The sequence below is a fragment of the Spirillospora sp. NPDC000708 genome (assembly GCF_040299565.1).
Lineage (GTDB): Bacteria > Actinomycetota > Actinomycetes > Streptosporangiales > Streptosporangiaceae > Spirillospora.
On the sequence record NZ_JBEPCJ010000131.1, the window covers coordinates 1 to 22247 of the forward strand.

A 22247-nucleotide genomic window follows, 5' to 3' on the forward strand; every position below is an offset into this window, starting at 1 on the left:
ACAACCCCCCCCCACGGGGGGCGCCCCCCCCCCCCCCCGGCCCACAACGCCGTTGACGTGGGATCGGCTTCGAGGTCAGAGCCCGCTGGCGGCGGGCGGCTCGGCGGCCTTCAGGTCGTACAGGTCCGCGAGGATCTCGTAGGACCGGATCCGGTCGGCGTGGTCGAACACCTGCGTCGTCACCATGACCTCGTCGACGCCGGTCTTCTCGATCAGCGCGTCCATCTGCCGCCTGACGGTCTCGGGACCGCCCATGACCTGGTCGGCGAGGCGCGAGTCGATCATCTGCCGCTCCAGCGGCGTGTACGGGTGCGCGGCGGTCTCCTCCGGGGTGGGCAGCTTGCCCGGACGGCCCTGCCGCAGCCGCAGGAACGCCAGCGCCTGCGGCGCCGCCAGCTCGCGGGCCCGCTCGTCCGACTCCGCCGCCGTGACCGACACGCCGATCATCGAGTACGGCGCGTCCAGCATCCCCGGGCGGAACGACTCGCGGTACAGGGCCAGCGCGGGCAGCGTGTTCTCCGCGCTGAAGTGGTGCGCGAACGCGAACGGCAGCCCGAGCAGCCCCGCCAGCCGCGCGCTGTACCCGCTGGACCCGAGCAGCCACACCGGCGGCTCGTTGCCCGCCGCCGGCGTCACCGTGCTGTCTTCGGCGAAGTAGCCCCGCAGCTCGATGACCTGCTCGGGGAAGTCGTCGACCGACAGCGCCTCGGGGGAGCGGCGCAGCGCCCGCGCGGTCGCCTGGTCGGTGCCGGGCGCCCGGCCGAGGCCGAGGTCGATGCGCCCGGGGAACAGCGCCTCCAGCGTCCCGAACTGCTCGGCGATCACCATCGGCGCGTGGTTCGGCAGCATCACCCCGCCCGACCCGACCCGGATCCGCGACGTCGCCGCCGCGACCTGCCCGATCAGGACCGACGTCGCCGAGCTCGCGATGCCCGGCATCGTGTGGTGCTCGGCCAGCCAGTACCGGTGGAAGCCGAGGCCCTCGGTGCTCCGGGCGAGGTCGAGGGTGTTGCGCAGGGCGTCGCCGGACGTGGCGCCGCTCACCACGGGCGCCAGGTCGAGGACGGAGAAGGGGATGCTCATAAAGAGTGCAAACCCGCCGGGGCTCCGCCCTCTTCCCGGGTCAGCCCCGCAGCGCCGCCACCGCCGCCCCGGCGGCGACCGCGATGATCACGGGCACGGTGATGCTGATCCACGACCAGTTCACCAGCCGGCGCGCGCGGGCGGCGTCCGCAGCGAAGACCCCCTCGGCCTTGGTGTACAGCACGGCGCCGACCACGACCAGCGGGAGGAACGCGAACGTGGTGAGCAGGCCCAGGACGAACGCGACCGTCTGGCCGACCCGCGTGTACGTCCCGTCAGGACCGATCCCGAACGCCAGGCGGGGAGCTGCTTCGTTCATGCGCGCACCGATCACTAGAAGTGTGACCTGGATCATACGCTCCGTGAGCGGCGGCGCAAGGGGCCCGGACGTCTCGATTCGGACGCCCGGGCCCGGCGGGATCAGTGCAGGCGCAGGCCGACCAGGACGGGGTCGTGGTCGGACGACCGGAACGCGTCCGGCCGGTAGAAGCGCGGCTGGTTGTACTCGGTGTTGTAGTCGAGGAACGTCGGCTCGTCGCTGTTGACGTGCCAGATCGTCGCGCCCGTCACCCGCTTCGCCAGGGCGGCGCCGGCGAGCACGTGGTCGAGCTCCCCGGACATGCCGTCGAAGACGTAGGAGTAGCGCTGCGCGGGCCGGACGAACCGCTCGGTCTGCCCGGCGAGCCCGGCGCCGGCCAGCACCTTGATCGGGTCCTCGGCGGTGTAGCTGTTGAGGTCGCCGATGACGAGCGGATTCTCCTCCTGGGCGGCGAGCGCGGCGACCGCCTTCGCCTGCACGACGCGGTGGGCGTTGAAGCAGCCCTGCCCGTCGCCCTGATCGGTGTCGGCGCCGGTCGCGCCGGTGCAGCCCTTGGACTTGAGGTGGTTCACGATCAGCGTGAACCGCGTGCCGCCGTTGACCGGCTGGAACTCCTGCGCCAGCGGCGGGCGCTCGAACACGGCCTGGTCGGACGAGTGCGCGGCGCCGACCGGCGTCAGCTTCGCCGGCTTGTAGATGATCGCGACGTGGATCGCGTCGGTGCCGGGGTTCGGGTTCTCGATCCAGGAGTACGTCCCGGCGCCGACGGCCCCGTTGAGCCGGTCGACCAGCGTCTTCAGCGCGCCCGTGTCGCCGTTGTTCTCGACCTCCATCAGCCCGGCGACGTCCGGGTCCAGGCCCTTCAGCGCGGCGACGAGCTTGGCCAGCTGCCGCTCGCGCTCCTCGGCGGTGTTCGCGCCGCGCTGGTTCAGCGTGGTGAACCAGTTGAGGGTGTTGAAGCTCGCCACGCGGACGTCGCCGCCGACGGGCCGCGGCTTCTTCGGCTGCGGGTTGTCGTTGGCGAAGTGCGCCGCCTTCGTGGGCTGGAGGGCGTAGGCGCCGAACTGGTAGGTGAGGACGCCGGTCAGCCCGGACGTGGTGTCGCCGATCCGCAGGACGCGCTTGTCGGTGTACGGGATCGTCGCCGGGTCCTGGACGTTCGACCCGTCGTCGACGAGGAGTTGCCGCGCGTCGTTGTCCGCCTGCGTGGAGCCGTGACCATCGGTGGGCTGGAACAGGCGGCCGCCGGCGGAGACGGTGATCTCGCCGTAGCGGCCGAGCTGGTAGGTCTCGGTGGCGGTGAGCTTCTGCGGGAAGCGCAGCAGCTCGCCCTCGTACCGTTCGAGGTCCGCGCCGTCCGCCAGCGGCAGGCGCACGTTCTCGGGCGCGGCCTTGCCGCGGCCGCACACGTTCACGGTGGTGACCGGGGACAGTTCGGTGAGGCCGTTGTACTCGGTGGCCTTGCCGGTGACGAGGACCCGGTCGCCGGGCCGCACCTCCTGGGTGGAGTAGACGAAGAGCCCGTCGGAGGTGCGCGGGTCACCGTCCGGCGTCGGGTCCTGGACGAAGAAGCCCTTGAGCTGGTCGGCGCGCTGGAAGTCGCCGGTGACGACGCCCTCGACGCGGACGGTCTGCCCGCGCAGGGGGGACGCGTCCCCGGTGCCCTGCACCTCGGCGATCTGGTGGGTGGCGGGAGTGCCGCAGGTCTCCGGCTCCGCCGCGGCGGCCGGTCCGCCGCCGGCCGCCATGGCCGCGGCGATACCGGCGGTCAGGACGGTCGCTAGTGCTGCTGCTGTTCGGCGCATGCGCGGGACGGTACGGCCCGGCCGCCCCGACCCGGCGAACCATTAATGAAGACTCCACCAATTTGCAATGGCTTGTCGCATTTCGGAGGGCGTGCGACGCGCCGCCGCGCCCCCGGACCTCACGTACCGCACCGACGGCGGCACCCGCCGCCGCGGACGCCCGGCCCGCCGGACGGATCGGCCCGCGCGGTGGGCGGGGCGACGGGCCGGAGGACTGGCGGGAGGACGCCGACGGGCGTTCACCCTGCCCGGCCGTTTTTGACTTGGTTGCTAATAAGGGCGCCCGACCCTGTGACGCATCTTCATTCCGCGGCGCGCCGCCCCTGGGGGACAGTCATCAGCATTCACTTTCCGGACCCACCCTGGAGCGAGGAATGCGACTTCGGACCCTGTTCACCACCGCGGCGCTGGGGGCCGCCCTGGCCGTGCCCGCGGTGTCGACCGCGCCGCAGGCCGTGGCCGCGCCGCCGGGCTGCGACGCCACGGACGCGCAGATCTACGCCGCGTCCTCGGCGGTGACCGGGAACCCGGGCGACCTGCTCGCCTGCCGTCCGGCGAAGCTCACCAACATCCCCGGCGACGTGCCGATGCACGCCTGGAAGGTCAGGTACGTCTCGACCGACGCCAAGGGGCGCAAGATCGCCGTGTCCGGGACCGTCGCGGTGCCGGACGCCGAGTGGAAGGGCGGGGGCTCGCGGCCCACCGTCGCCTTCAACCCCGGAACCCTCGGCTCCGGCCTGCAGTGCGCGTTCTCCAAGCAGCTCGCCGGCCAGTACGTCGACATGTACGAGGGCGGCAACCTGCAGCTGATGCTCAAGGCCGGGTACGCGGTCGCCGCCACCGACGGCGTCGGCTACCTCGACGGCCAGGTGCACACCTACATGATCGGCGCGAACGCGGGGCACGCGCTGCTCGACATCGTCCGCACGTCCCGGCAGATCCCCGGCGGGACGCTGAAGGCGGACGGGAAGGTCGGCATCTCCGGCTACTCCGAGGGCGGCGCCGCCGCGCTGTGGGGCGCGCAGCTCGCCGCGTCCTACGCGCCGGAGCTGAACGTGGTCGGCGCGGCGGCGGGCGGCGTGCCCGGCGACCTGAAGCTGACCGCCAAGCAGCTCAACGGCAGCCTGTTCGCCGGGTTCCTCGCGGACGCGCTGGTCGGCCTGCACGCCGCCTACCCAGAGATGCCGTTCGACGAGCTGATGAACGACAAGGGCGCGCAGGCGATCAAGGACGTGAAGGCCAACTGCCTGTACGGGACGCTCGCGGTGTTCCTCGGCGCGAAGGTCGAGAACTTCTCCAAGCAGGGCCTGTCCCTCGACCAGATCTACGCGCTCAAGGGCCCGGACGGGACCACCTGGGGCGACATCGTCGACCGGCAGAAGCTCGGCGTCGGCGTCGGCACCCCGTCCTCGGGCGCCACGTACAAGATCGGCTTCCCGGTGTTCCAGTACCGCGGCTGGCTGGAGGAGATCATCCCCCACGAGACCGAGGACGGCACCCGCGCGGCGTACTGCGCGGCCGGGATCAACACGACCTGGAAGAACACCTACCCGACCGAGCACCTGTCGACCGACTGGGGCGCCGCCGGGGACGTGACGAACTTCCTCGGCGACCGGTTCGCCGGCAAGCCCGTCCAGAGCAACTGCTGAACCGCCGCCCCGCCCGCGGGGCCGGACGGCCGGGACGACCGGCCGCCCGGGACCCGCGGGCGGGGCCTCCGCACTCATGTCTCTAAGGAGTCCGCAATGACAGCGGGTGTCGCCGACGTTGGCAGCCGAACCCCGCAGCCCGACATCTCCGGCACCGTGCCGCTGCCCGAGCGCATCGCGGTCGTGGTGTTCGTGGCCGCGCCGATCATCGGGCTGCTGGCGGCCGTCCCCTTCCTGTGGGGCTGGGGGATCGGCTGGACGGACATCGCGATCTTCGCCTTCCTCTATCCGCTCAACGCCCTCGGGATCACGGTCGGCTACCACCGGCACTTCACGCACGGCGGCTTCAAGGCCAAGCGGTGGCTGCGGATCGCGCTCGCCGTCCTCGGCGGGCAGGCGATGCAGGGGTCCGTCGTCCGGTGGGTCGCCGACCACCGCCGCCACCACAAGTACTCCGACCAGGAGGGCGACCCGCACTCCCCGTGGGCGTACGGGCCGGGCGTGTGGGGCCTCACCAAGGGGCTGTACCACGCGCACATCGGCTGGCTGTTCAGCAAGGAGCGCACGTCCCGCAGCAAGTACGCGCCCGACCTGCTCAAGGACCGCGACATCCGGTTCCTGTCCCTCGACCCCGTCTACGCGGTGATCGTGCTGTCGACGTTCCTGGTCCCGATGGGCCTCGGCGCGCTGCTCACCCGGTCCTGGCACGGCGCCGTGACCGCGCTGTTCTGGGCGGGCCTGATGCGGGTGTTCGTCGGCGAGCACGTCACGTTCTCGATCAACTCGATCTGCCACGTCTTCGGCAAGGAGGACTTCCGGACCCGCGACAAGGCCCGCAACGTGTGGTGGCTCGCCATCCCGTCGTTCGGCGAGTCCTGGCACAACCTGCACCACGCCGACCCGACCTGCGCCCGGCACGGGGTGCTGAAGGGGCAGATCGACATCAGCGCCCGCGTCATCTGGCTCTTCGAGCGGCTCGGCTGGGTCTGGGACGTCCGCTGGCCCGACCGCGAGCGCCTCGAATCCCGCCGCGTCCGCCGCGATGGACGCACCGGCGAACCCGCCGGCGCGCCGGCCGCCGCCGACGCCGTCTCCTCCTGACTCGTCCCTCCCGTACCAGGAGCTTTGTGAGCATGACCGACCTCCCCGCGCTCGACCGCACCCCGCTGATCGAGCGGCTCGCCCGGTTCGCCAAGGACTTCCCCGACGACCGGGCCTACACGTTCATGGACTACATGACCGACCCGGACGGCGTCGCCACCGACGTCACCTGGGGCGAGCTGGACCGGCGCGCCCGCGCGATCGCCGCCGCGATCCGCCGCGCGACCTCGCCGGGGCGGCGCGTCGCGCTGCTCGCCCCGCAGGACCTGCACTACGTCACCGGGTTCCTCGGCGCGATGTACGCCCGCGTCATCGGCGTCCCGCTGTTCTCCCCGGACCTGCCCGGCCACGGCGACCGGCTCCTCGCCGTCTACCAGGACGCCGAGCCCGACGCCGTCATCACCACCAGCGCGTCGCTGCCGGCGGTCCGCGCGTTCCTCGCCGACGACGGCGTCCGCGAGCCAGCCGAGATCATCGTGGCGGACGAGGTGGACGGCGCGCTCGACTGGACGCCCGAGCCGATCGACCCCGACGACGTCGCCTACCTGCAGTACACGTCCGGGTCCACGCGCACCCCGGCGGGCGTGATCATCACGCACGGGAACTTCGCGACCAACGCCGAGCAGCTGTGGCGCACGTTCGAGGGGATCCCGCGCGAGTCGTCCGGGGTGAACTGGCTGCCGGTCTTCCACGACATGGGCCTGGTCACGACGGTCGCGCTGCCGCTCGTCTACGGCAACCCCGGCGTGATCATGGACCCGGTGGCCTTCGTCATGCGGCCCGTCCGGTGGCTGGAGCTGCTCAGCGAGCAGAAGCACGCCTTCACCGGCGGCCCGAACTTCGCCTACGAGTACCTGACCGCGCAGGTCACCGCGGAGGAGAAGGCGAAGCTCGACCTCAGCGGCGTGCAGGTCTTCATGAACGGCGCCGAGCCGATCCGGGAGAGCACGCTCACCGGGTTCTACGAGGCGTTCAAGGACTGCGGGCTGAAGCCCGAGGCGCAGGTGTGCGCGTACGGCCTCGCCGAGGCGACCGTGTACGTGTCGGCGTCGTCGCGGTTCCGCGAGCCGACCCGCGCCGCGTTCGACCACGAGGCGCTGCGCCGCGGCACCGCCGAGCCCGTCGCCCCGGACGCGCCCGGCGCGATCCAGCTGATCGCGTGCGGCACGTCCTTCGGCCAGCACACGATCATCGTGGACGCCGAGACGGGCGTGCGGAAGCCGGACGGCTCGGTCGGCGAGATCTGGGTGCACGGCCCGAACGTCGCCGCCGGCTACTGGGGGCGACCGGAGGCGACGAAGGAGACCTTCGAGGCGGAGCTCAAAGGCGGTTCCGGGGGGTCTGGGGGGTCGTCCCCCCAGGAGGCGCACGGGGACACCGGCGGCCTGCCGCGCGGGCCGTGGCTGCGCACCGGCGACCTCGGCGTCCGGCACGGCGGCGAGCTGTTCGTCACCGGCCGGATCAAGGACCTGGTCATCGTCGACGGCCGCAACCACTACCCGCAGGACATCGAGTTCACCGTGTCCAACGCGCACAAGGGCATCCGCCGCGAGTACACCGCCGCGGTGGCGGTGGACACCGGCGACACCGAGGGCCTGATCGTGGTCGCCGAGCGGAACCGGCGGGTGCCGATCGCGCTGCTGGACGTCGACGAGGTCGCGCAGGCCGTGCGCACCGCCGTGAAGCAGCAGCACGACCTGCGCGTGCACGACTTCGTGCTGATCGAACCGGGCGGCATCCCGCGCACCAGCAGCGGGAAGATCGCCCGGTCGGCGTGCCGGAAGGCCTACCTCGACCGGACGCTGCCGTACGTGACCGTCCCGGCCCGGGAGGAGTAGCCGCCGGGATCAGTGCTCGCCGTCGCCGGCGTCGCGCAGCCAGACGGGGAGCAGCAGCATCAGCTCCAGCCGCAGGGACGGCTCCTCGATGTCGTAGTCGAACAGGTCGTGCAGCTGCGCGAGCCGGTACCGGACGGTCTGCGGGTGCACGCACAGCGCCTCGGCGGCGTCGGTGGCGTTGAACCCGTGCTTGAGGCATTCGAGCAGGGTCAGCGCCAGCCGCCCGCCGCGGTGCGGGCCGAGCTCGGTGAGCGGCGCGAGCCGGCGCCGCGCCGTCGCCTCCGCGAGCGTCCAGCCCTCCTGGAGGAGCAGCTCGGGCAGGTGCCGGTCCGCGCGGACGAGCCGACCGGCCGGGGAGCCGCCCCGCCGCGTCCGGCCGCCGGGCCCGTCCTGCTCGCGGTTCCTCGCGGAGGGCGGGTCCTGCTCTCCGGCGGGGTTCGCGGCGCCGCCGTGCCGCCCGGCGGCCATCAGATCGAGCGTCCGGTGCGCCCAGTGCAGGGACACGCCGGCCTCCTCCAGCGGCACCGACGGGCCGATCGCGCCCGTCCATCCGGCGACGGTGGCGGTGAGCCGGTCGGCGCCGCCGGGCCGGTCGGGGTCCGGCATGACCAGGCACGGGCGGCCCCGGTCGACGCCGCCGAGCAGGAACGGCGGCAGCCCGGCCGGGCCCTCGCCGCCGCTGCCGGGGCGGGGGGCGAGCACGATCACGGCGATCCGCTCCGGCAGCGTCCAGCCCGCGAGCCCGGCCTGCTCCACGACGATGTCGCGGGGCGCGGGCGGCTGCGACAGCAGCAGGCTGAGCAGCCGGCCGCGCCGCTGCTCCCGTTCCCCGGCCGCCTTCTCCCGCGCCCGGGCGTACCCCTGCGCGGCGGCGGAGGCGAGCAGGTCCAGGTAGGCGAAGTTCACCTCGGTCAGCGCGATCGCCAGCTCGCGCGGCTTCTTCAGCCGGTCGGCCTCCCGCGACAGGTACCGCCACGCCGTCCGGGACGCGACGCGCAGCGCGTTCTGCAGGTGCTCCAGGCTGCGCCCCTCGACGGCCTCGCCGTAGCCGATGTCGAAGAAGACCTGGTGGACCTCCTGCCAGGGCGTGTCCGGGTCGGCGATCATCTGCACGAAGTGCCCCATGCCCTGCGCGACCGCGCTCCGGATCACCTCGGTGTAGACGGGATCGTCCGGCCGGGCGTACTCGGGGACGTTGCGCAGCACCCCCTCGACCATGGTGTCGACCAGGTCCGGAAGGTGGGGCCGCATCCACCGGGCCTCCTCGCGCGGGACGTCCCGCCAGGGCTGGGACGACAGATCGTCGGTCTCGGCCGACCCTTCGTGCAGCTCCGTCAAAGTGTCACCTCCGTGAGCGGACACCCGGGCCGCCAGGCTAGGTAGCCCGCGTTTCCCGCGACACTCACAGGAGTGACAACCCCGGCCCGCGTTTGGTACGGGACGGATTGATTTCGCGCAGCGGAATAAGAAGGCCGGCGGCTCCCGGGCAGGAGAGCACAAGAAACGCCGCTATCCTTTGTCACCTTTCGTGGAAAAAGGAGCCCGCCGGCTACGGGGGCGGCAGGGTGAGGAGCACCACGGCGGCGCCGGCGGCGGCCAGCCCGGCCACCTGCCCGGCCGACAGCCGTTCGCGCAGCGCGGTGACGCCCCACAGCACCGGCACCACCGGATACAGCGACGACAGGACCACCGCGATCACCACGAGCTGGCGCCCGGTGGCGAGCAGGTAGAGCGCGAGCGCGGCCGCCGCGACGGTGCCCGTCGCGACCGCCCACGCCGTCGTCCGCGCGCCGGGGAGTCGCGGAGCCCGCGATCGCACGAGCATCGGCGCGATCGTCAGGAGGGCCGCCACGCGCCCGACCGCAACCGGCCACAGGCCCGAATCGCCACCGGCCCGCGCCAGTGCCAGGTACTGCACGCCGATGCCGGCGCTCGCCACGAGCCCGTTGACGACCGCCGACCGCACGCGGTCGCGTTCGTCCGATCGGGACCGGGACACCAGCCAGAGGGCGGGCAGGACCACCGCGATCCCCGCCCAGGCCATGGCCGAGGGCCGGTCTCCGAGAAACGCCACGCCCACCAGGACCGGAAGCGCGACGCCGCCGACGGCGCTGACGGGGACGACCACGCTCATCGTCCCGCCGCTGATGCCCCGGTAAAGGAACACCATGGCGATTCCGGTGCCGATTCCGGACGGCGCGCCCCAGGCGAGGTCGTGCCACGCGAATTCCCGCACGGGGACGAGAAGGGAGAAGACGGCCGCGCAGGCGAGGCCGCCGGCCTGCCCGAGGAACGCGACCGTGCGGAAATCCGCCCGCCGCGACAGCAGCCCGCCCGCGACGTCCGCGATGCCGTAGCAGAGCGCCGACGCGAGGGCGAGGACCGCGCCCGTCACGACGCTCCCGGTGCGCTCTCCTCGCCGTTCCGTCTCGCGAGGGCGTCCCGTCCCGCGAGGGCGTCCCTTTCGGCCTGCCCCACGGGGCAGACGGCGCCGTCGGTGCAGCATCCGCGGTCGCACAGGCGGCACATGACGTCCGCGTCGCCGATCTCGGCGTAGAGGCGGGCCAGGAGCTTGCCGAGCAGGGCGCCCAGCAGGTCGCGCTCGCTCGCGTCCAGGCCGGCGAGCGCGGTGGCGAGCGGCGCGCCGCGCGCGGCGAGCATGGCGCCCACCGCCTCCTCGCCGGCCGGGGTCAGCCGCACCTGGACGCCGCGTCCCGGGCCGCGCTCCCGCCGGGCGAGCCCCGATGCCTCCAGGCCGTCCAGCATCCGGGCGGCGGCGGACTGCGTGAGCCCGACGCGCCGCCCGAGCTCGGTGACGCCGAGGCCGGGCGCGTGCGCGAGGACGACCAGCGCCCCCGCGCCGCTGGCGCTCACTCCGGCGGCCCGGGTCGCGCCGGCGAGGGCGAGGTCGGTGACCGCGAGCGAGGCGGCGCCGAGCAGGTTCGCGAGACGGTCATGCATGACTCATGCATAACAAGCCCGGCGGGGGCGGCGCAACCCCCGGCGGGAAGGGCCGGAGGCCCGGCGCGGGTTCGTTTGGCGTGCGACCCTGAGGGGTAACCCCTGCTGGTCTCGTGCGCCGCACCCGATCTCCTGCGGCGCCGCCCGCAACGGAGGTCGCCGCATGGATCGTGGACCCGCGCCGGTTCCGGCGCCCCCCGGCGAGCAGGACGAGCGGCGGCGGATCCCGCGCACGGACGCGGTGCTCGCCGACCCGCGGCTCGCGGAGGCGGCGGCGCGGCTCGGACGCGGCGTGGTGAAGGCGGCGGTGGTCGCGGCGCAGCGCCGCGCGCGGGCCGGCGAGATCCCGGCCGGCGCGGTCGCGGACGCGGCGGCCGGCGCGCTGCCGGTCACCGCGGCCGGGCTGCGGCCCGTGGTCAACGCGACCGGCGTGCTGCTGCACACCAACCTCGGGCGCGCCCCGCTGTCGGGCGCCGCGCGCGAGGCGATGCTCGTGGCGTCCGGCGCGACCGACGTCGAGCTCGACCTCGCGACCGGCGCGCGGGCGCGGCGCGGCCGGTCCGCGCTGGCCGCGCTGCTGGACGCCGTCCCGGCCGCCGAGGCGGCGCACGTCGTCAACAACGGCGCGGCGGCGCTGGTGCTGGCCGCGACGGCGCTCGCCGGCGGCCGCGAGATCATCGTCAGCCGGGGCGAGATGGTGGAGATCGGCGACGGCTTCCGCATCCCCGAGCTGCTCGCCGCGACCGGCGCCCGGCTGCGCGAGGTCGGCACCACCAACCGCACCTCGCCGGACGACTACGCGGCGGCGGTCGGCCCCGCCACCGGCTTCATCCTCAAGGTGCACCCGTCCAACTTCCGCGTCACCGGCTTCACCCGGTCGGCGGACGTCGCGGAGCTGACCGGGCTCGGCGTCCCGGTCGTCGCCGACATCGGCTCCGGCCTGCTCGAACCCGAGCCGCTGCTGCCGGACGAGCCCGACGCGGCCACCTGGCTGAAGGAGGGCGCCGACCTGGTCACCGCGAGCGGCGACAAGCTTCTCGGCGGCCCGCAGTGCGGGCTCGTCCTGGGCAAGGAGGAGTACGTGCGGCGGCTGTCGCGGCACCCGCTGGCGCGCGCGCTGCGCGTCGACAAGCTGACGCTCGCCGCGCTGGAGGCCACCGTCCGCGGCCCCCGCACCCCCACCGACGAGGCACTGCACGCCGACGCCGCGTCGCTGCGCGAGCGCGCGCGGCGGCTCGCCGCCCGGCTGCGCGATGCGGGCGTCGACGCGGCGCCCGTGGACAGCGACGCAGCCGTGGGCGGCGGCGGCGCGCCGGGCGTCGTCCTGCCGAGCGCGGCCGTCTCGCTGCCCGAACCGTACGCCGCACGGCTGCGGCGAGGCTCGCCCGCGGTGATGGGGCGCGTCGAGGACGGCCGCTGCCTGCTCGACCTGCGCGCCGTGCCCCCCGGCCAGGACGAGGCCGTCGCCCGCGCGGTGGTCTCCGCCACGGAAGGACCCTGAGCATGCACGTCGTCGCGACCGCGGGGCACGTCGACCACGGCAAGTCCACGCTCGTCCGCGCGCTGACCGGGATGGAGCCCGACCGGCTGGAGGAGGAGCGGCGCCGCGGCCTCACCATCGAGCTGGGCTTCGCCTGGACCGACCTCCCCGGCGGCGAGCCCGTCGCCTTCGTCGACGTCCCCGGCCACGAGCGGTTCGTCGCGACCATGCTCGCCGGCGTCGGGCCCGTCCCCGCCGCGATGGTCGTCGTCGCCGCCGACCAGGGCTGGCAGCGGCAGTCGCAGGAGCACCTCGCGGTGCTCGACGCGCTCGGCGTCCGGCACGGCCTGCTCGCCGTCACCCGCCGCGACCTCACCGACGCCGCGACCGCCGCGGGCGTCCGCGACGACGCGCTGGAGCGGATCGCCGCGACGTCCCTCGGCGAGGTCGCCGCGGTCGAGGTCAGCGGCGCCACCGGGCAGGGGCTCGACGGCCTGCGCGCCGCGCTGGCCGACCTCGCCGCCGCGCTGCCCGAGCCCGACCGGACCGCCGACGTGCGGCTGTGGATCGACCGGGTCTTCACCGTCCAGGGCCGCGGCACCGTCGTGACCGGCACGCTCGGCGCCGGCACCCTCCGCGTCGGCGACCGGCTCGCCGCCGGCGGCGAGACCGTCCGGGTCCGCGGCCTGCAGAGCCTCAAGCGGCAGTACGACGAGGTCGGCGCCGTCGCCCGCGTCGCCGTCAACCTGCACGGCGGCACCGGCGCGCTCCGCCGCGGCGACGCGCTGCTCACCCCCGGACGGTGGCTCCCCACCGAACTCGTCGACGTCCGGCTGCACGGCGACCCCGCGCGCGACCTGCCGCGGCGGCTCGTCCTGCACGTCGGCTCCGCCGCGGTCCCGGTGCACGTCCGCGCCCTCGGGGAGGACACCGCGCGGCTCGCGCTGGAGCGGCCCCTGCCGCTGCGCGCCGGAGACGCCGCGCTGCTGCGCGACCCCGGCCGGCACCGCGTCCCGGCCGGGGTCGCGGTGCTCGACGTGCGGCCCGAGCCGTTCACCCGGCGCGGCGCCGCCGCCGCGCGGGCCCGCGAGCTGGCCGCGATGGGCCCGCGTCCCGACGGCGCCGCCGAACTGCGCCGCCGCGGCCTCGCCCGCCGCGCCGACCTGATCGCGATGGGCGTGCCGCCGCCGTCCGAACCCGTCGCCGGGGACTGGCTCGCCGACCCCGGCCACTGGGACGACCTGCGCCGCCGCCTCCGCGACGCCGTCGAGGAGCACGCCAGGACGCACCCGACCGACCCCGGCCTGCCCGCCGAGGCCGCCCGCCGCGCGCTCGGCCTGCCCGACCGCGCCCTCGTCGAGGCGCTCGCCACCGGCCTGCACCGCCGCGACGGCCGGCTCTACGGCACCGCCACCGCGCCCGAACTGCCGCCCCACGTCCGCCGGGCCGTCGACGCCGTCCGCCGCGACCTGGCCGGCGCCCCGTTCAACGCGCCCGACGCGGGCCGGCTCGCCGAACTCGGCCTCACCCCGAAGCTGATCGCGGCCGCCGCCGCGGCCGGCGCGCTGCTCAGGGTCGCCGACGGGATCGTGCTGCTGCCGGGCGCCGACGCCGAGGCCGCCGCGCTGCTGGCCAAGCTCGACCCGCCGTTCACCCTCAGCGAGGCGCGCCGCGCGCTCGGCACCACGCGCCGCGTCGCCGTCCCGCTGCTGGAGCACCTCGACGAGCAGGGCTACACCGTCCGCGTGGACGACCTGCGCAGGCGCTGCACCGAAAGGACCTCATGACCGACAAGCGGCTGACCCAGTACGCGCACGGCGGCGGCTGCGCCTGCAAGATCCCGCCCGGCGAGCTGGAGGACGTGGTCGCGGGCCTCACCGCGAGCCACGGCACGGCGCCCGCCGACCCGAACGGCGAGCTCCTCATCGGCCTCGACACCGGCGACGACGCCGCCGTCGTCACGCTCCCCGACGCGCCGGGCGGCCCCGCCGTCGTCGCCACCGCCGACTTCTTCACCCCCGTCGTCGACGACCCGTACGACTGGGGCCGCATCGCCGCCGCGAACGCCCTGTCCGACGTGTACGCCGTCGGCGGCCGCCCGCTCGTCGCGGTGAACCTGCTCGCCTGGCCCCGCGGCGTCCTCCCCTTCGAGCTGGCCCGCGAGGTGCTGCGCGGCGGCCTGGACGTCGCGGCCGAGGCGGGCTGCCACGTCGGCGGCGGCCACAGCGTCGACGACCCCGAACCCAAGTACGGCATGGCCGTCACCGGCGTCGCCGACCCCGCCCGCCTGCTCCGCAACGACACCGGCAAGCCCGGCACGCCGCTCACCCTGACCAAGCCGCTCGGCGTCGGCGTGCTGAACAACCGGCACAAGGCGACCGGCGAGGTCTTCCCGCACGCCGTCGCGTCGATGGCCGCGCTCAACCGCGGCGCCTGCGCCGCCGCGCTCGCCGCCGGCGCCGAGTGCGCCACCGACGTCACCGGGTTCGGCCTGCTCGGCCACCTCTACAAGCTGGCCCGCGCGTCCGGCGTCACCGCCGTCGTCGACGCCGCCGCCGTCCCCTACCTGGACGGCGCCCGCGACGCCGTCAGCGCCGGGTACGTCAGCGGCGGCACCCGCCGCAACCTCGACTGGGTCGCCCCGCATACCGACTTCGGCACCGCCTCCGAGGAGGACCGCCTCCTGCTCGCCGACGCCCAGACCTCCGGCGGCCTCCTCGTCGCCGCCGAACTCCCGGACCACCCCGTCATCGGCGAGCTCGTCCCCGCCACCGGCCACCCCCTCCTCATCCGCTGACCGGCGGGGGCCGGGTCACATCTGGGTGCCGGTCCGGTCGGTGATGCCGGCGCGCTCGCGGTAGGAGCGGACGAGGGCGAGGGCGGCCTCCCCGCGGGGGCGGCGGCCCGGGCGGATGTCGCAGGCGAGGGCCTTGGCCTCCTGGATGTGGCTGTTCGGGTCCAGGGACAGGTGGAGCAGCTCGTTGGCGGCGTCGCCGCGGCTGTAGCCGTTGGCGCCCCAGTGGTAGGGCAGGCCGATCTGGTGCAGGGTGCGGCCGTCCATCCGCAGCGGCGACATCCGCTCGGTCACCATGACGCGGGCCTCGATGACGCCTCGGGCGCTGATGACGGTGGCCCACCCGGCGTGTTCGAGGCCGCGTTCGGCCGCGAGCTCCGGCGACACCTCGCAGAAGAACTCCGGCTGGAGCTCGGCCAGGTACGGCTGCCAGCGGGACATGCCGCCCGCCGTGTGGTGCTCGGTGAGCCGGTACGTCGTGGTGACGTACGGGAACACCTCCGAGCCGGGCCGGTCGCCGCTCGGCTGGTAGAGGTTCGCCGGATGCGGCTCGATGATCTGCCGGACGGGATTGCGCTGCTGCTTGTACAGCGGGTTGTCGAACGGCGATTCCTGCGGCTCGTAGTGGGCCGGCAGCGGGCCGTCCATGAGCCCGGCGGGGACGTGCAGCCACGCCTTGCCGTCGGCCTGCATGATGAACGGGTCGTTCCCGGCGAGGGCGTCGGGGCCGGTCGCGCCGTGCGGCGGCTTGTAGTCCGGCGCCCTGTCGGCGACGAAGTCGGGCACGTCGTGGCCCGTCCACTCGCCCTTCTCGGCGTCCCACCAGACGAGCGCCTTCCGGTCGCTCCACGGGTTGCCGTCGGGGTCGGCGGACGCCCGGTTGTACAGGATGCGGCGGTTCATCGGCCACGCCCAGCCCCACTCGGGCGCCACCCAGCTCTGCTCGCCGCCGGGCTTGCGGCGGGCGGCCTGGTTGACGCCGTCGGCGTAGCAGCCCGCGTAGATCCAGCACCCGCAGGAGGTGGAGCCGTCCGGCTTCAGCTGGGTGTAGGACGAGATCGGGTTCCCGTCGGCGTCACGGCCGTTGATCTCGGCGAGCACGGCCTCGGCGTCGGGCTCGGCGATCTCGCCGCGCACCGGGTAGTCCCAGGCGAGGTCGAGCACCGGGCGGTCCATCTCGTCGGACGACCCGGCGAGCTTGTCCCGGATGATCCGGCCCAGGTGGTACATGAACCACAGCTCGCTGCGCGCGTCCCCGGGCGGTTCGACGGCCTTGTGGTGCCACTGGAGCATCCGCTGGGTGTTGGTGAAGCTGCCGTCCTTCTCGGTGTGCGCGGCGGCGGGCATGAAGAACACCTCGGTGCCGATGTCCTCGGTGCGCATCTCCCCGGACTCGATCTCCGGGCCGTCCTTCCACCACGTCGCCGACTCGATGAGCGAGAAGTCGCGGACGACGAGCCAGTCGAGGTTCGCCATCCCGAGCCGCTGCATCTTCGCGTTCGCCGACCCGACCGCCGGGTTCTCGCCGAGCAGGAAGTAGCCCTTGCAGGCGCCCTTGATCTGCGCCATCACCGTCTCGTACGTGCTGTGCGAGCCGGTGAGGCGCGGCAGGTAGTCGAAGCAGAAGTCGTTGTCGGCGGTCGCCGCGTCGCCGAAGTAGGACTTCATCAGGCTGACGAAGTAGGAGCGCATCTCGCCCCAGAAGCCCTTCTTCGCGGCCTCGGCGGCGATGAACGCGTCCAGGCTCTCGTTGGCGTGGGCGTGCGGCATCGGGATGTACCCGGGCAGCAGGTTGAACAGCGTCGGGATGTCGGTCGACCCCTGGATGGAGGCGTGGCCGCGCAGCGCGAGGATGCCGCCGCCGGGCCGCCCGATGTTGCCGAGCAGCGTCTGCAGGATCGCCGCCGTCCGGATGTACTGGACGCCGACGGTGTGCTGCGTCCAGCCGACCGCGTACGCGAACGCGGTGGTGCGGTCGCGGCCGGAGTTCTCCGTGACCAGCTCGCAGACCTGGAGGAACTGGTCCTGCGGGACGCCGCAGATCCGCTCCACCATCTCCGGGGTGTACCGGGAGAAGTGCCGCTTGAGCACCTGGAACACGCACCTCGGGTGCTCCAGGGACGGGTCGCGGGACGGGTCGCCCTCGCCGAGCGCCGGGCCGCCGGCCCCGGTGGCCTCGCCGTGCCCCGACGTCGACGCGGCGGCCCGGTCCTCGTACTCCATGTCGCGCTCGCCGGCGGCGGCCTGCACCTCCAGGCCCTCGTAGCGCCAGGTCGCCTGGTCGTAGCCGCGGGACTCGGGGTCGAGGCCGGAGAAGACGCCGTCGAGGTCCTCGGTGTCGCGGAAGCCCTCGTCCAGGATCACCGACGCGTTCGTGTACTCCAGCACGTACTCGCGGAAGTACCGCTCGTTCGCCAGGACGTGGTTGATGATCCCGCCGAGGAACGCGATGTCACTGCCCGCGCGCAGCGGGACGTGCAGGTCCGCGAGCGCGCTGGTGCGGGTGAACCGCGGGTCGACGTGCACCAGCTTGGCCCCGCGCGCCTTCGCCTCCATCACCCACTGGAACCCGACCGGATGGCACTCGGCCATGTTCGAGCCCTGGACGACGATGCAGTCGGCGTTCTGCAGGTCCTGCTGGAAGGTGGTCGCGCCGCCGCGTCCGAACGAGGTTCCCAGACCGGGAACGGTGGAGGAGTGTCAAATGCGGGCCTGGTTCTCGATCTGTACGGCGCCGAGCGCGGTGAACAGCTTCTTGATGAGGTAGTTCTCTTCGTTGTCGAGGGTGGCGCCGCCGAGGCTGGCGAACCCGAGGGTGCGCCTCGTCCGGTTCCCGTTCCGCTCCCACTCCCAGCCGTGCCGCCGCGCCGCGATGACGCGGTCGGCGATCATCTCCATGGCGGTGTCGAGGTCGAGCCGTTCCCATTCGGTGCCGTGCGGGCGGCGGTAGAGCACGTGCTGCTCGCGCGCCGAGCCGGTCGTCAGCTGGAGGCTCGCGGACCCCTTCGGGCAGAGCCGCCCGCGGCTGACCGGGGAGTCGGGGTCGCCTTCGATCTGGACGACCTTGTCGTCCTTGACGTACACGTTCTGGCCGCAGCCGACCGCGCAGTACGGGCAGACGGACTTGACGACCTGGTCGGCGGTGCTGACCCGCGGCTTGAGCCGCTCGCTGACGCCGCTCTTGGCGGCGGCCCCGCGGCCCAGCGGATCGTCTCCCGTGACCTGCCGGTACACCGGCCACGACCCGATCCACTGGCGGACGCCCATCCCGACCCCCTCACCTCGTCGGGCGGCCACGTACCCGCGCCCCGCACCCCGAAACACCGGGGGCGGGGCGCGGGCGGGCGACGGTCATTTCGCGGCGAAGGCGGCCAGGTTCGTGGAGACGATCTCGGGCTCGCCGCCGTTCTGCTTCGCGGCGGCGGTCAGCACGTCGATGTGCTGGTAGCCGGGGGCGACGACGTCGCCGGGCCGCGGGTCGCGGCCGCCGAGCCCGTCGCCGGCCTCCAAGTTGATGATCGGGTTCGCGGTCGGCCCGTTCGTGTGGACGGCGTCGTCGGCGATGCCGGGGGACGCGGCCAGCGCGATGTCGGTGACCATCTTGGTGGGGAAGTAGTGCTCGGTGAAGTCGAGCGGCTGCTCGGCGAGGCTGCGGGCCAGCTCGCCGATGTCGGTGACCTCCTTGGCGGCGGACGTGAAGGGGGTGCCGTCCTTGGAAGGGGGCACCCCGCCTCCGAGGGCGTCGTAGTTCCGCCAGGTGTAGAGCGGGCCGTTCGGCTCGTCCGGGATGGCCTTCTTGTCCGGGCCGAGGAGCTGGCCGAGGCCGCCGAGGCCGATCGAGTCCAGGTCGTTCGGTGCCGGGAACTCCTTGTCGACGATCTTCCCGCCGTCCCAGAACCCGACGCTTGCCTGCATGAACGCCAGCGGCTCGGAGTTGTCGTCGAGGAGCCCGCCGAGCGCCGCCGCGTTGGTGAAGCGGAAGTCCTTCACCGTCGGGGAGCCCTTGAGGAACGTCGGGTAGTCCTTGGAGAACAGCAGCCGGTAGGTCGTGTCGGTGTTGAACGAGGACGGCACATAGGTCGAGAGGTCGGACGGGCCGTCCGGGGCGAGGTCGGCGGCGAGGCCCGCGATCGACAGCAGGTTCATCGTCTCGGTGTTGATCAGCGCGGGGGCCGAGAGCGCGCGGGGGACGACGCCGCTCTCCAGCCCGGCCTGGACGGCGCTCGCGCCGAACTTCAGCAGCGGGATCAGGTCGGTCGGGATCTGGCCGTCCATGCCGGGCAGGCTCGTGCTGATCCGGGTGTCGAGCGCGAAGTAGCCGGAGCACTGCTCGTAGCCGGCGTCGTCGGTGGTGGAGGGGTTCCCGTCGAAGTCCCATTCGGCGAAGAACGCGGTCAGGACGCCGCCGAGGGAATGGCCGCCGCAGAGCATCTTCCGCTTGCGGGCCGCCTGGTCGGGCAGTTCGTGGACCATCAGGTCGTACTGGTCGCGGACGGTCTGCTCCAGCCCGACGTTCTGCAGCCACGTCACCTGGTCGTTGGTCTGGTAGCCCGCGAACTTCCGGCCGTCCACCTCTTTCCGCCGGTAGTAGTAGTCGACGGCGAGGTGGACGTCCTTGGCGGCGAGGCCGGCCTGCACGCCGGTGTGGTCCTCCAGGCAGTTGGACCTGCGGTCCAGCGCCCAGAACTCGATGTGCTTCCCGTTCTTCGCGGCGGCCGCGACGGTGTTGCGGGCGACGCTGTCGAAGGCGCCCGCGCCCTCCAGGATGCCGGGTTGCGCGACGAGGATCCGGTCGGCGTCCGCCGACGCGGCGGGGCCGGCGGAGTCCCGGAACCGCAGGTACGACAGCCAGTCGCAGGCCTCCGGGTGCGGGCCCGCCGAGGACGGCAGCGGGACGCGCACCCGCACCATGGTCTCGGTGACGCCGGTGACGGGCGAGCCCGTGGCGACCGGCGTCTCGACCCGGTCGGCGGACGGGTCGGCCGCCGGGGCGGCGGGGGCGGCGAAGGCGTGGACGGGGAGCGCCGCCGCGGCGGCGACGAGCGCCGACGCGCCCAGCACGGCGAGCCCGCCGAGCCGGCGCGACGGGCGGCGAACGACGGGGTGGGGTGGTCGCCCCATCACGTTCTCCTTCCGGACGCGGACGGATACGGGGCAACAATGAACGCCGCCCCGCCGCCGCGACAGTCGCCCGCTGACACAATCGCCGGACGGTTCTTGTGCCCCGGACGACAAAAAGCGCGTCGCCCCAGCGCCCGCCCCAGCGCTCGGCGGGGCTCAGCCCAGGGCGGCGGCGCCGACCGCGCGGACGAGCTCCGCGAACTCGGCGCGCTCGGCGGGCGACAGCGCCCGCTCGTACACGGCGGCGGCGAGCCGGTCGGTGGTCTCCTCCGCCTCCGCGCGGCGCCCCTTGAGACCGGAGCAGTCGGGGAGGTCGCCGCGCCAGCCGAGGAAGCGCGCCCGGCCCTCGTCGGAGCCGGCGAGCACGGCCTCCAGCGGCGCGAGCCCGGCGGCCGTCGTCGCCACCAGGTGCAGCGCGCCGCGCCACTCGCGCAGCACGTGCACGAGCTGCGCGGTGCGGCCCGGGACGTCGTCGACCAGCGGCTCTGCGCGCCATCCGCAGAACAGCGGCAGCCCCGAGCCCTCGGCGGCCTCGACGACGCGGCCGGCCAGGTCGCACAGCCGCTCGCCGCCGGCGTCGCCGATGTGGTCGCGGCCCCATTCCGCGCACGTCACCGCGTACCGCCGGGCGGCCTCGCGCGCCCCGGCGACCGCGACGCCCTCGTCCCAGAAGAGCCGGACGACCTGCGGCGGGAACCAGCCCATCGCGGCGGACACCACGTCGGCGTCGACGTCCCCGAGGACCCCGCCGCGGCCCGCGAAGTAGAAGGCGAACGGGTTGCCGTATCCGGCGCGCTTCCCGCGCTCCGGTGTCGCCGGGTCGAGCATCCACGCCGCGCCCACGTCGTGGATGATGCCGTCGGCCGCCCGCACGGTCTCCATCGCGTCCAGCCCGTCCATCGCGCCTCCTCGCTCGGGTAAGCGGGAGGTTACTCCGGCTCGGCGGCGGGCCGCGCGGCGGGGCCGTGCCAGTCCAGGCAGACCACCACGGCGTCGTCGGCGAGGTCGGCGCCCTCGTGGTGCTCGATCAGCTCGCTCACGATGGTCAGCGGCACCTCCACCGCGTCCTGCAGGCGGCTGCGGCGGGTCGCCTGCTCCAGCGCGTGCGTGCCGAACTCGCCGCGCGCGGACCGCGCGGAGAACACCCCGTCGCTGACGATGACGAGCCGGTCGCCGGGCTCCAGCCGGAACCGCTGCGGCCGGTACTCGGTGTCGGGGAACATGCCGAGGGGCAGCTGCTGCTCCAGCGGGACGCGCGCCACCTCGGCGCCGCGCATCCGCAGGATCCGCGGCGAGCCCGCGTCGATGACGTGCACCATGCCGTCGGCCAGGTCGATCCGCATCACCAGCGTCTCGGTGAACTCCCGCCCGCCGTAGCGGACGTGCACCATGTCGTTGGCCAGGCTCGCCTGCTCGCCGATGTCGGCGCCGGACCGGCGCGCGTTGCGCAGCGCCCCGACGGTCAGCGACGTCAGCAGCGCCGCCTGGATGCCGGTGCCCGACCCGTTGGTGACGGTCAGCGCGAGGTGGTCGTGCTCGGCGGACCAGTCGAAGTTGTCGCCGCCGATCGAGTAGGCGGGCTCCAGGTGCCCGGCGAGGGTGTAGCCGTCCCCGGTGCAGGCGTGCCCGGGCAGCAGCTGCCACTGCAGCTCGGCCGCGAGCGTGAGCCGCTGGCTGCGCCGGGCCCGCTCGTACCGGTCGGTGTGGTTCCACGCGACCCGCAGCGCCGACCCGAACACCGCGCCGATCTCCGCCAGCTCGGCCAGCTCGCCCTCGTCCCAGTCGCCGCCCGCCGACCCGAACTCCAGGACGCCGAGCCGCTCGCCCCGCGCGGTGACGGGGGAGTACACCCGGGCGTCCATGCCGTCCGGCGCTTCGGAGCCGTCGGCGGGGACGGGCTCGACGACGGGCCGCCGGGAGACGAACGCGCGTCCCGCCGCGGAGCCCTGGATCCTGATCGGCGCGGCCGGCTCCCCTCCGGCCGGGCGCGGCGCCGCGGGGGGGGGGCGCGCCGGGGGGCTGCGCGCAGGGCGGGGGGGGTGTGGGTTTTAGTGCACGCCGGGGGTTTTATAAAGCCGGGTGTTGGCCCGCGCCCC

The 22247-nt window shown here is 74.2% G+C and carries 16 protein-coding genes; 6 read left to right on the forward strand and 10 right to left on the reverse strand.

What is annotated here, in order from left to right; translation table 11 throughout:
- Window positions 1-75 precede the first annotated feature (75 nt).
- From ABT299_RS48190 to ABT299_RS48200, 3 genes are all read right to left on the reverse strand, one after another.
- Complete coding sequence (locus ABT299_RS48190; protein WP_190868786.1) at window positions 76-1083, reverse strand: LLM class flavin-dependent oxidoreductase; 1008 nt, start codon at window positions 1081-1083, stop codon at window positions 76-78.
- Between the two features lie 40 nt (window positions 1084-1123).
- Window positions 1124-1402 (reverse strand): hypothetical protein, encoded by a 279-nt coding sequence (locus ABT299_RS48195; RefSeq protein WP_387031131.1) that lies wholly within the window; start codon window positions 1400-1402, stop codon window positions 1124-1126.
- Between the two features lie 101 nt (window positions 1403-1503).
- Window positions 1504-3207 carry an ExeM/NucH family extracellular endonuclease gene (locus ABT299_RS48200; protein ID WP_500254926.1) on the reverse strand — a complete coding sequence of 568 codons (1704 nt, stop codon included), beginning with the start codon at window positions 3205-3207 and terminating at the stop codon, window positions 1504-1506.
- A gap of 374 nt (window positions 3208-3581) precedes the next feature.
- Here ABT299_RS48200 and ABT299_RS48205 point away from each other — a divergent pair, with 374 nt between their 5' ends.
- From ABT299_RS48205 to ABT299_RS48215, 3 genes are all read left to right on the forward strand, one after another.
- Complete coding sequence (locus ABT299_RS48205) at window positions 3582-4856, forward strand: lipase family protein (protein WP_190868783.1); 1275 nt, start codon at window positions 3582-3584, stop codon at window positions 4854-4856.
- A 96-nt stretch (window positions 4857-4952) separates the two neighbouring features.
- Complete coding sequence (locus tag ABT299_RS48210; protein ID WP_190868782.1) at window positions 4953-5957, forward strand: acyl-CoA desaturase; 1005 nt, start codon at window positions 4953-4955, stop codon at window positions 5955-5957.
- 32 nt (window positions 5958-5989) lie between these two features.
- On the forward strand, window positions 5990-7795 hold the full coding sequence (locus ABT299_RS48215) for a fatty acyl-AMP ligase (protein ID WP_500254927.1): 1806 nt from the start codon (window positions 5990-5992) through the stop codon (window positions 7793-7795).
- 9 nt (window positions 7796-7804) lie between these two features.
- Here the strand turns inward: ABT299_RS48215 and ABT299_RS48220 are convergent, their stop codons facing one another.
- The 3 genes from ABT299_RS48220 to ABT299_RS48230 all read right to left on the reverse strand — a co-directional run bounded on the left by ABT299_RS48220 (window position 7805) and on the right by ABT299_RS48230 (window position 10756).
- Window positions 7805-9133 carry a PucR-like N-terminal domain-containing protein gene (locus ABT299_RS48220; RefSeq protein ID WP_500254928.1) on the reverse strand — a complete coding sequence of 443 codons (1329 nt, stop codon included), beginning with the start codon at window positions 9131-9133 and terminating at the stop codon, window positions 7805-7807.
- A gap of 211 nt (window positions 9134-9344) precedes the next feature.
- The gene (locus ABT299_RS48225; RefSeq protein ID WP_500254929.1) at window positions 9345-10190 is read right to left on the reverse strand and encodes an EamA family transporter; all 846 of its coding nucleotides are present in this window, start codon (window positions 10188-10190) and stop codon (window positions 9345-9347) included.
- On the reverse strand, window positions 10187-10756 hold the full coding sequence (locus ABT299_RS48230) for a MarR family winged helix-turn-helix transcriptional regulator (protein WP_500254930.1): 570 nt from the start codon (window positions 10754-10756) through the stop codon (window positions 10187-10189). Before ABT299_RS48230 ends, ABT299_RS48225 begins: the two co-directional genes overlap by 4 nt.
- A 163-nt stretch (window positions 10757-10919) precedes the next feature.
- On the opposite strand from ABT299_RS48230, the gene selA reads away from it, so the two are divergent.
- Genes selA through selD form a run of 3 tightly spaced genes read left to right on the forward strand, consistent with a single transcriptional unit; the run spans window position 10920 to window position 15033 of the window.
- Window positions 10920-12257 (forward strand): L-seryl-tRNA(Sec) selenium transferase, encoded by a 1338-nt coding sequence (gene selA, locus ABT299_RS48235; RefSeq protein WP_500254931.1) that lies wholly within the window; start codon window positions 10920-10922, stop codon window positions 12255-12257.
- Between the two features lie 2 nt (window positions 12258-12259).
- Complete coding sequence (locus tag ABT299_RS48240) at window positions 12260-14023, forward strand: SelB domain-containing protein (protein ID WP_500254932.1); 1764 nt, start codon at window positions 12260-12262, stop codon at window positions 14021-14023.
- The gene (gene selD / locus ABT299_RS48245; RefSeq protein WP_500254933.1) at window positions 14020-15033 is read left to right on the forward strand and encodes a selenide, water dikinase SelD; all 1014 of its coding nucleotides are present in this window, start codon (window positions 14020-14022) and stop codon (window positions 15031-15033) included. The genes ABT299_RS48240 and selD overlap by 4 nt, the downstream gene beginning before the upstream one ends.
- 15 nt (window positions 15034-15048) lie before the next feature.
- Here selD and fdh read toward each other — a convergent pair whose 3' ends face one another.
- The 4 genes from fdh to ABT299_RS48265 form a co-directional block, all read right to left on the reverse strand.
- Window positions 15049-18297 (reverse strand): formate dehydrogenase, encoded by a 3249-nt coding sequence (gene fdh / locus ABT299_RS48250; protein WP_500254934.1) that lies wholly within the window; start codon window positions 18295-18297, stop codon window positions 15049-15051.
- 84 nt (window positions 18298-18381) lie between these two features.
- Window positions 18382-20151 (reverse strand): hypothetical protein, encoded by a 1770-nt coding sequence (locus tag ABT299_RS48255; protein ID WP_500254935.1) that lies wholly within the window; start codon window positions 20149-20151, stop codon window positions 18382-18384.
- Window positions 20152-20307: 156 nt separating this feature from the next.
- Window positions 20308-21051: an SCO6745 family protein gene (locus ABT299_RS48260; RefSeq protein WP_190865254.1), complete on the reverse strand. Its 744-nt coding sequence runs from the start codon at window positions 21049-21051 to the stop codon at window positions 20308-20310.
- Between the two features lie 29 nt (window positions 21052-21080).
- Window positions 21081-22013 carry a PP2C family protein-serine/threonine phosphatase gene (locus ABT299_RS48265; protein WP_500254936.1) on the reverse strand — a complete coding sequence of 311 codons (933 nt, stop codon included), beginning with the start codon at window positions 22011-22013 and terminating at the stop codon, window positions 21081-21083.
- Window positions 22014-22247 lie beyond the last annotated feature (234 nt).

Excerpts from the sequence above, each read along its gene's own strand:
- ABT299_RS48190 (WP_190868786.1), bottom strand. The coding sequence starts at position 1,083 with ATGAGCATCCCCTTCTCCGTCCTCGACCTGGCGCCCGTGGTGAGCGGC.
- selD (WP_500254933.1), top strand. The coding sequence starts at position 14,020 with ATGACCGACAAGCGGCTGACCCAGTACGCGCACGGCGGCGGCTGCGCC.
- ABT299_RS48255 (WP_500254935.1), bottom strand. The coding sequence starts at position 20,151 with ATGGGGCGACCACCCCACCCCGTCGTTCGCCGCCCGTCGCGCCGGCTC.
- ABT299_RS48230 (WP_500254930.1), bottom strand. The coding sequence starts at position 10,756 with ATGCATGACCGTCTCGCGAACCTGCTCGGCGCCGCCTCGCTCGCGGTC.
- ABT299_RS48210 (WP_190868782.1), top strand. The coding sequence starts at position 4,953 with ATGACAGCGGGTGTCGCCGACGTTGGCAGCCGAACCCCGCAGCCCGAC.
- selA (WP_500254931.1), top strand. The coding sequence starts at position 10,920 with ATGGATCGTGGACCCGCGCCGGTTCCGGCGCCCCCCGGCGAGCAGGAC.
- ABT299_RS48200 (WP_500254926.1), bottom strand. The coding sequence starts at position 3,207 with ATGCGCCGAACAGCAGCAGCACTAGCGACCGTCCTGACCGCCGGTATC.
- ABT299_RS48205 (WP_190868783.1), top strand. The coding sequence starts at position 3,582 with ATGCGACTTCGGACCCTGTTCACCACCGCGGCGCTGGGGGCCGCCCTG.
- ABT299_RS48195 (WP_387031131.1), bottom strand. The coding sequence starts at position 1,402 with ATGAACGAAGCAGCTCCCCGCCTGGCGTTCGGGATCGGTCCTGACGGG.
- ABT299_RS48215 (WP_500254927.1), top strand. The coding sequence starts at position 5,990 with ATGACCGACCTCCCCGCGCTCGACCGCACCCCGCTGATCGAGCGGCTC.
- ABT299_RS48265 (WP_500254936.1), bottom strand. The coding sequence starts at position 22,013 with ATGGACGCCCGGGTGTACTCCCCCGTCACCGCGCGGGGCGAGCGGCTC.
- ABT299_RS48260 (WP_190865254.1), bottom strand. The coding sequence starts at position 21,051 with ATGGACGGGCTGGACGCGATGGAGACCGTGCGGGCGGCCGACGGCATC.
- ABT299_RS48240 (WP_500254932.1), top strand. The coding sequence starts at position 12,260 with ATGCACGTCGTCGCGACCGCGGGGCACGTCGACCACGGCAAGTCCACG.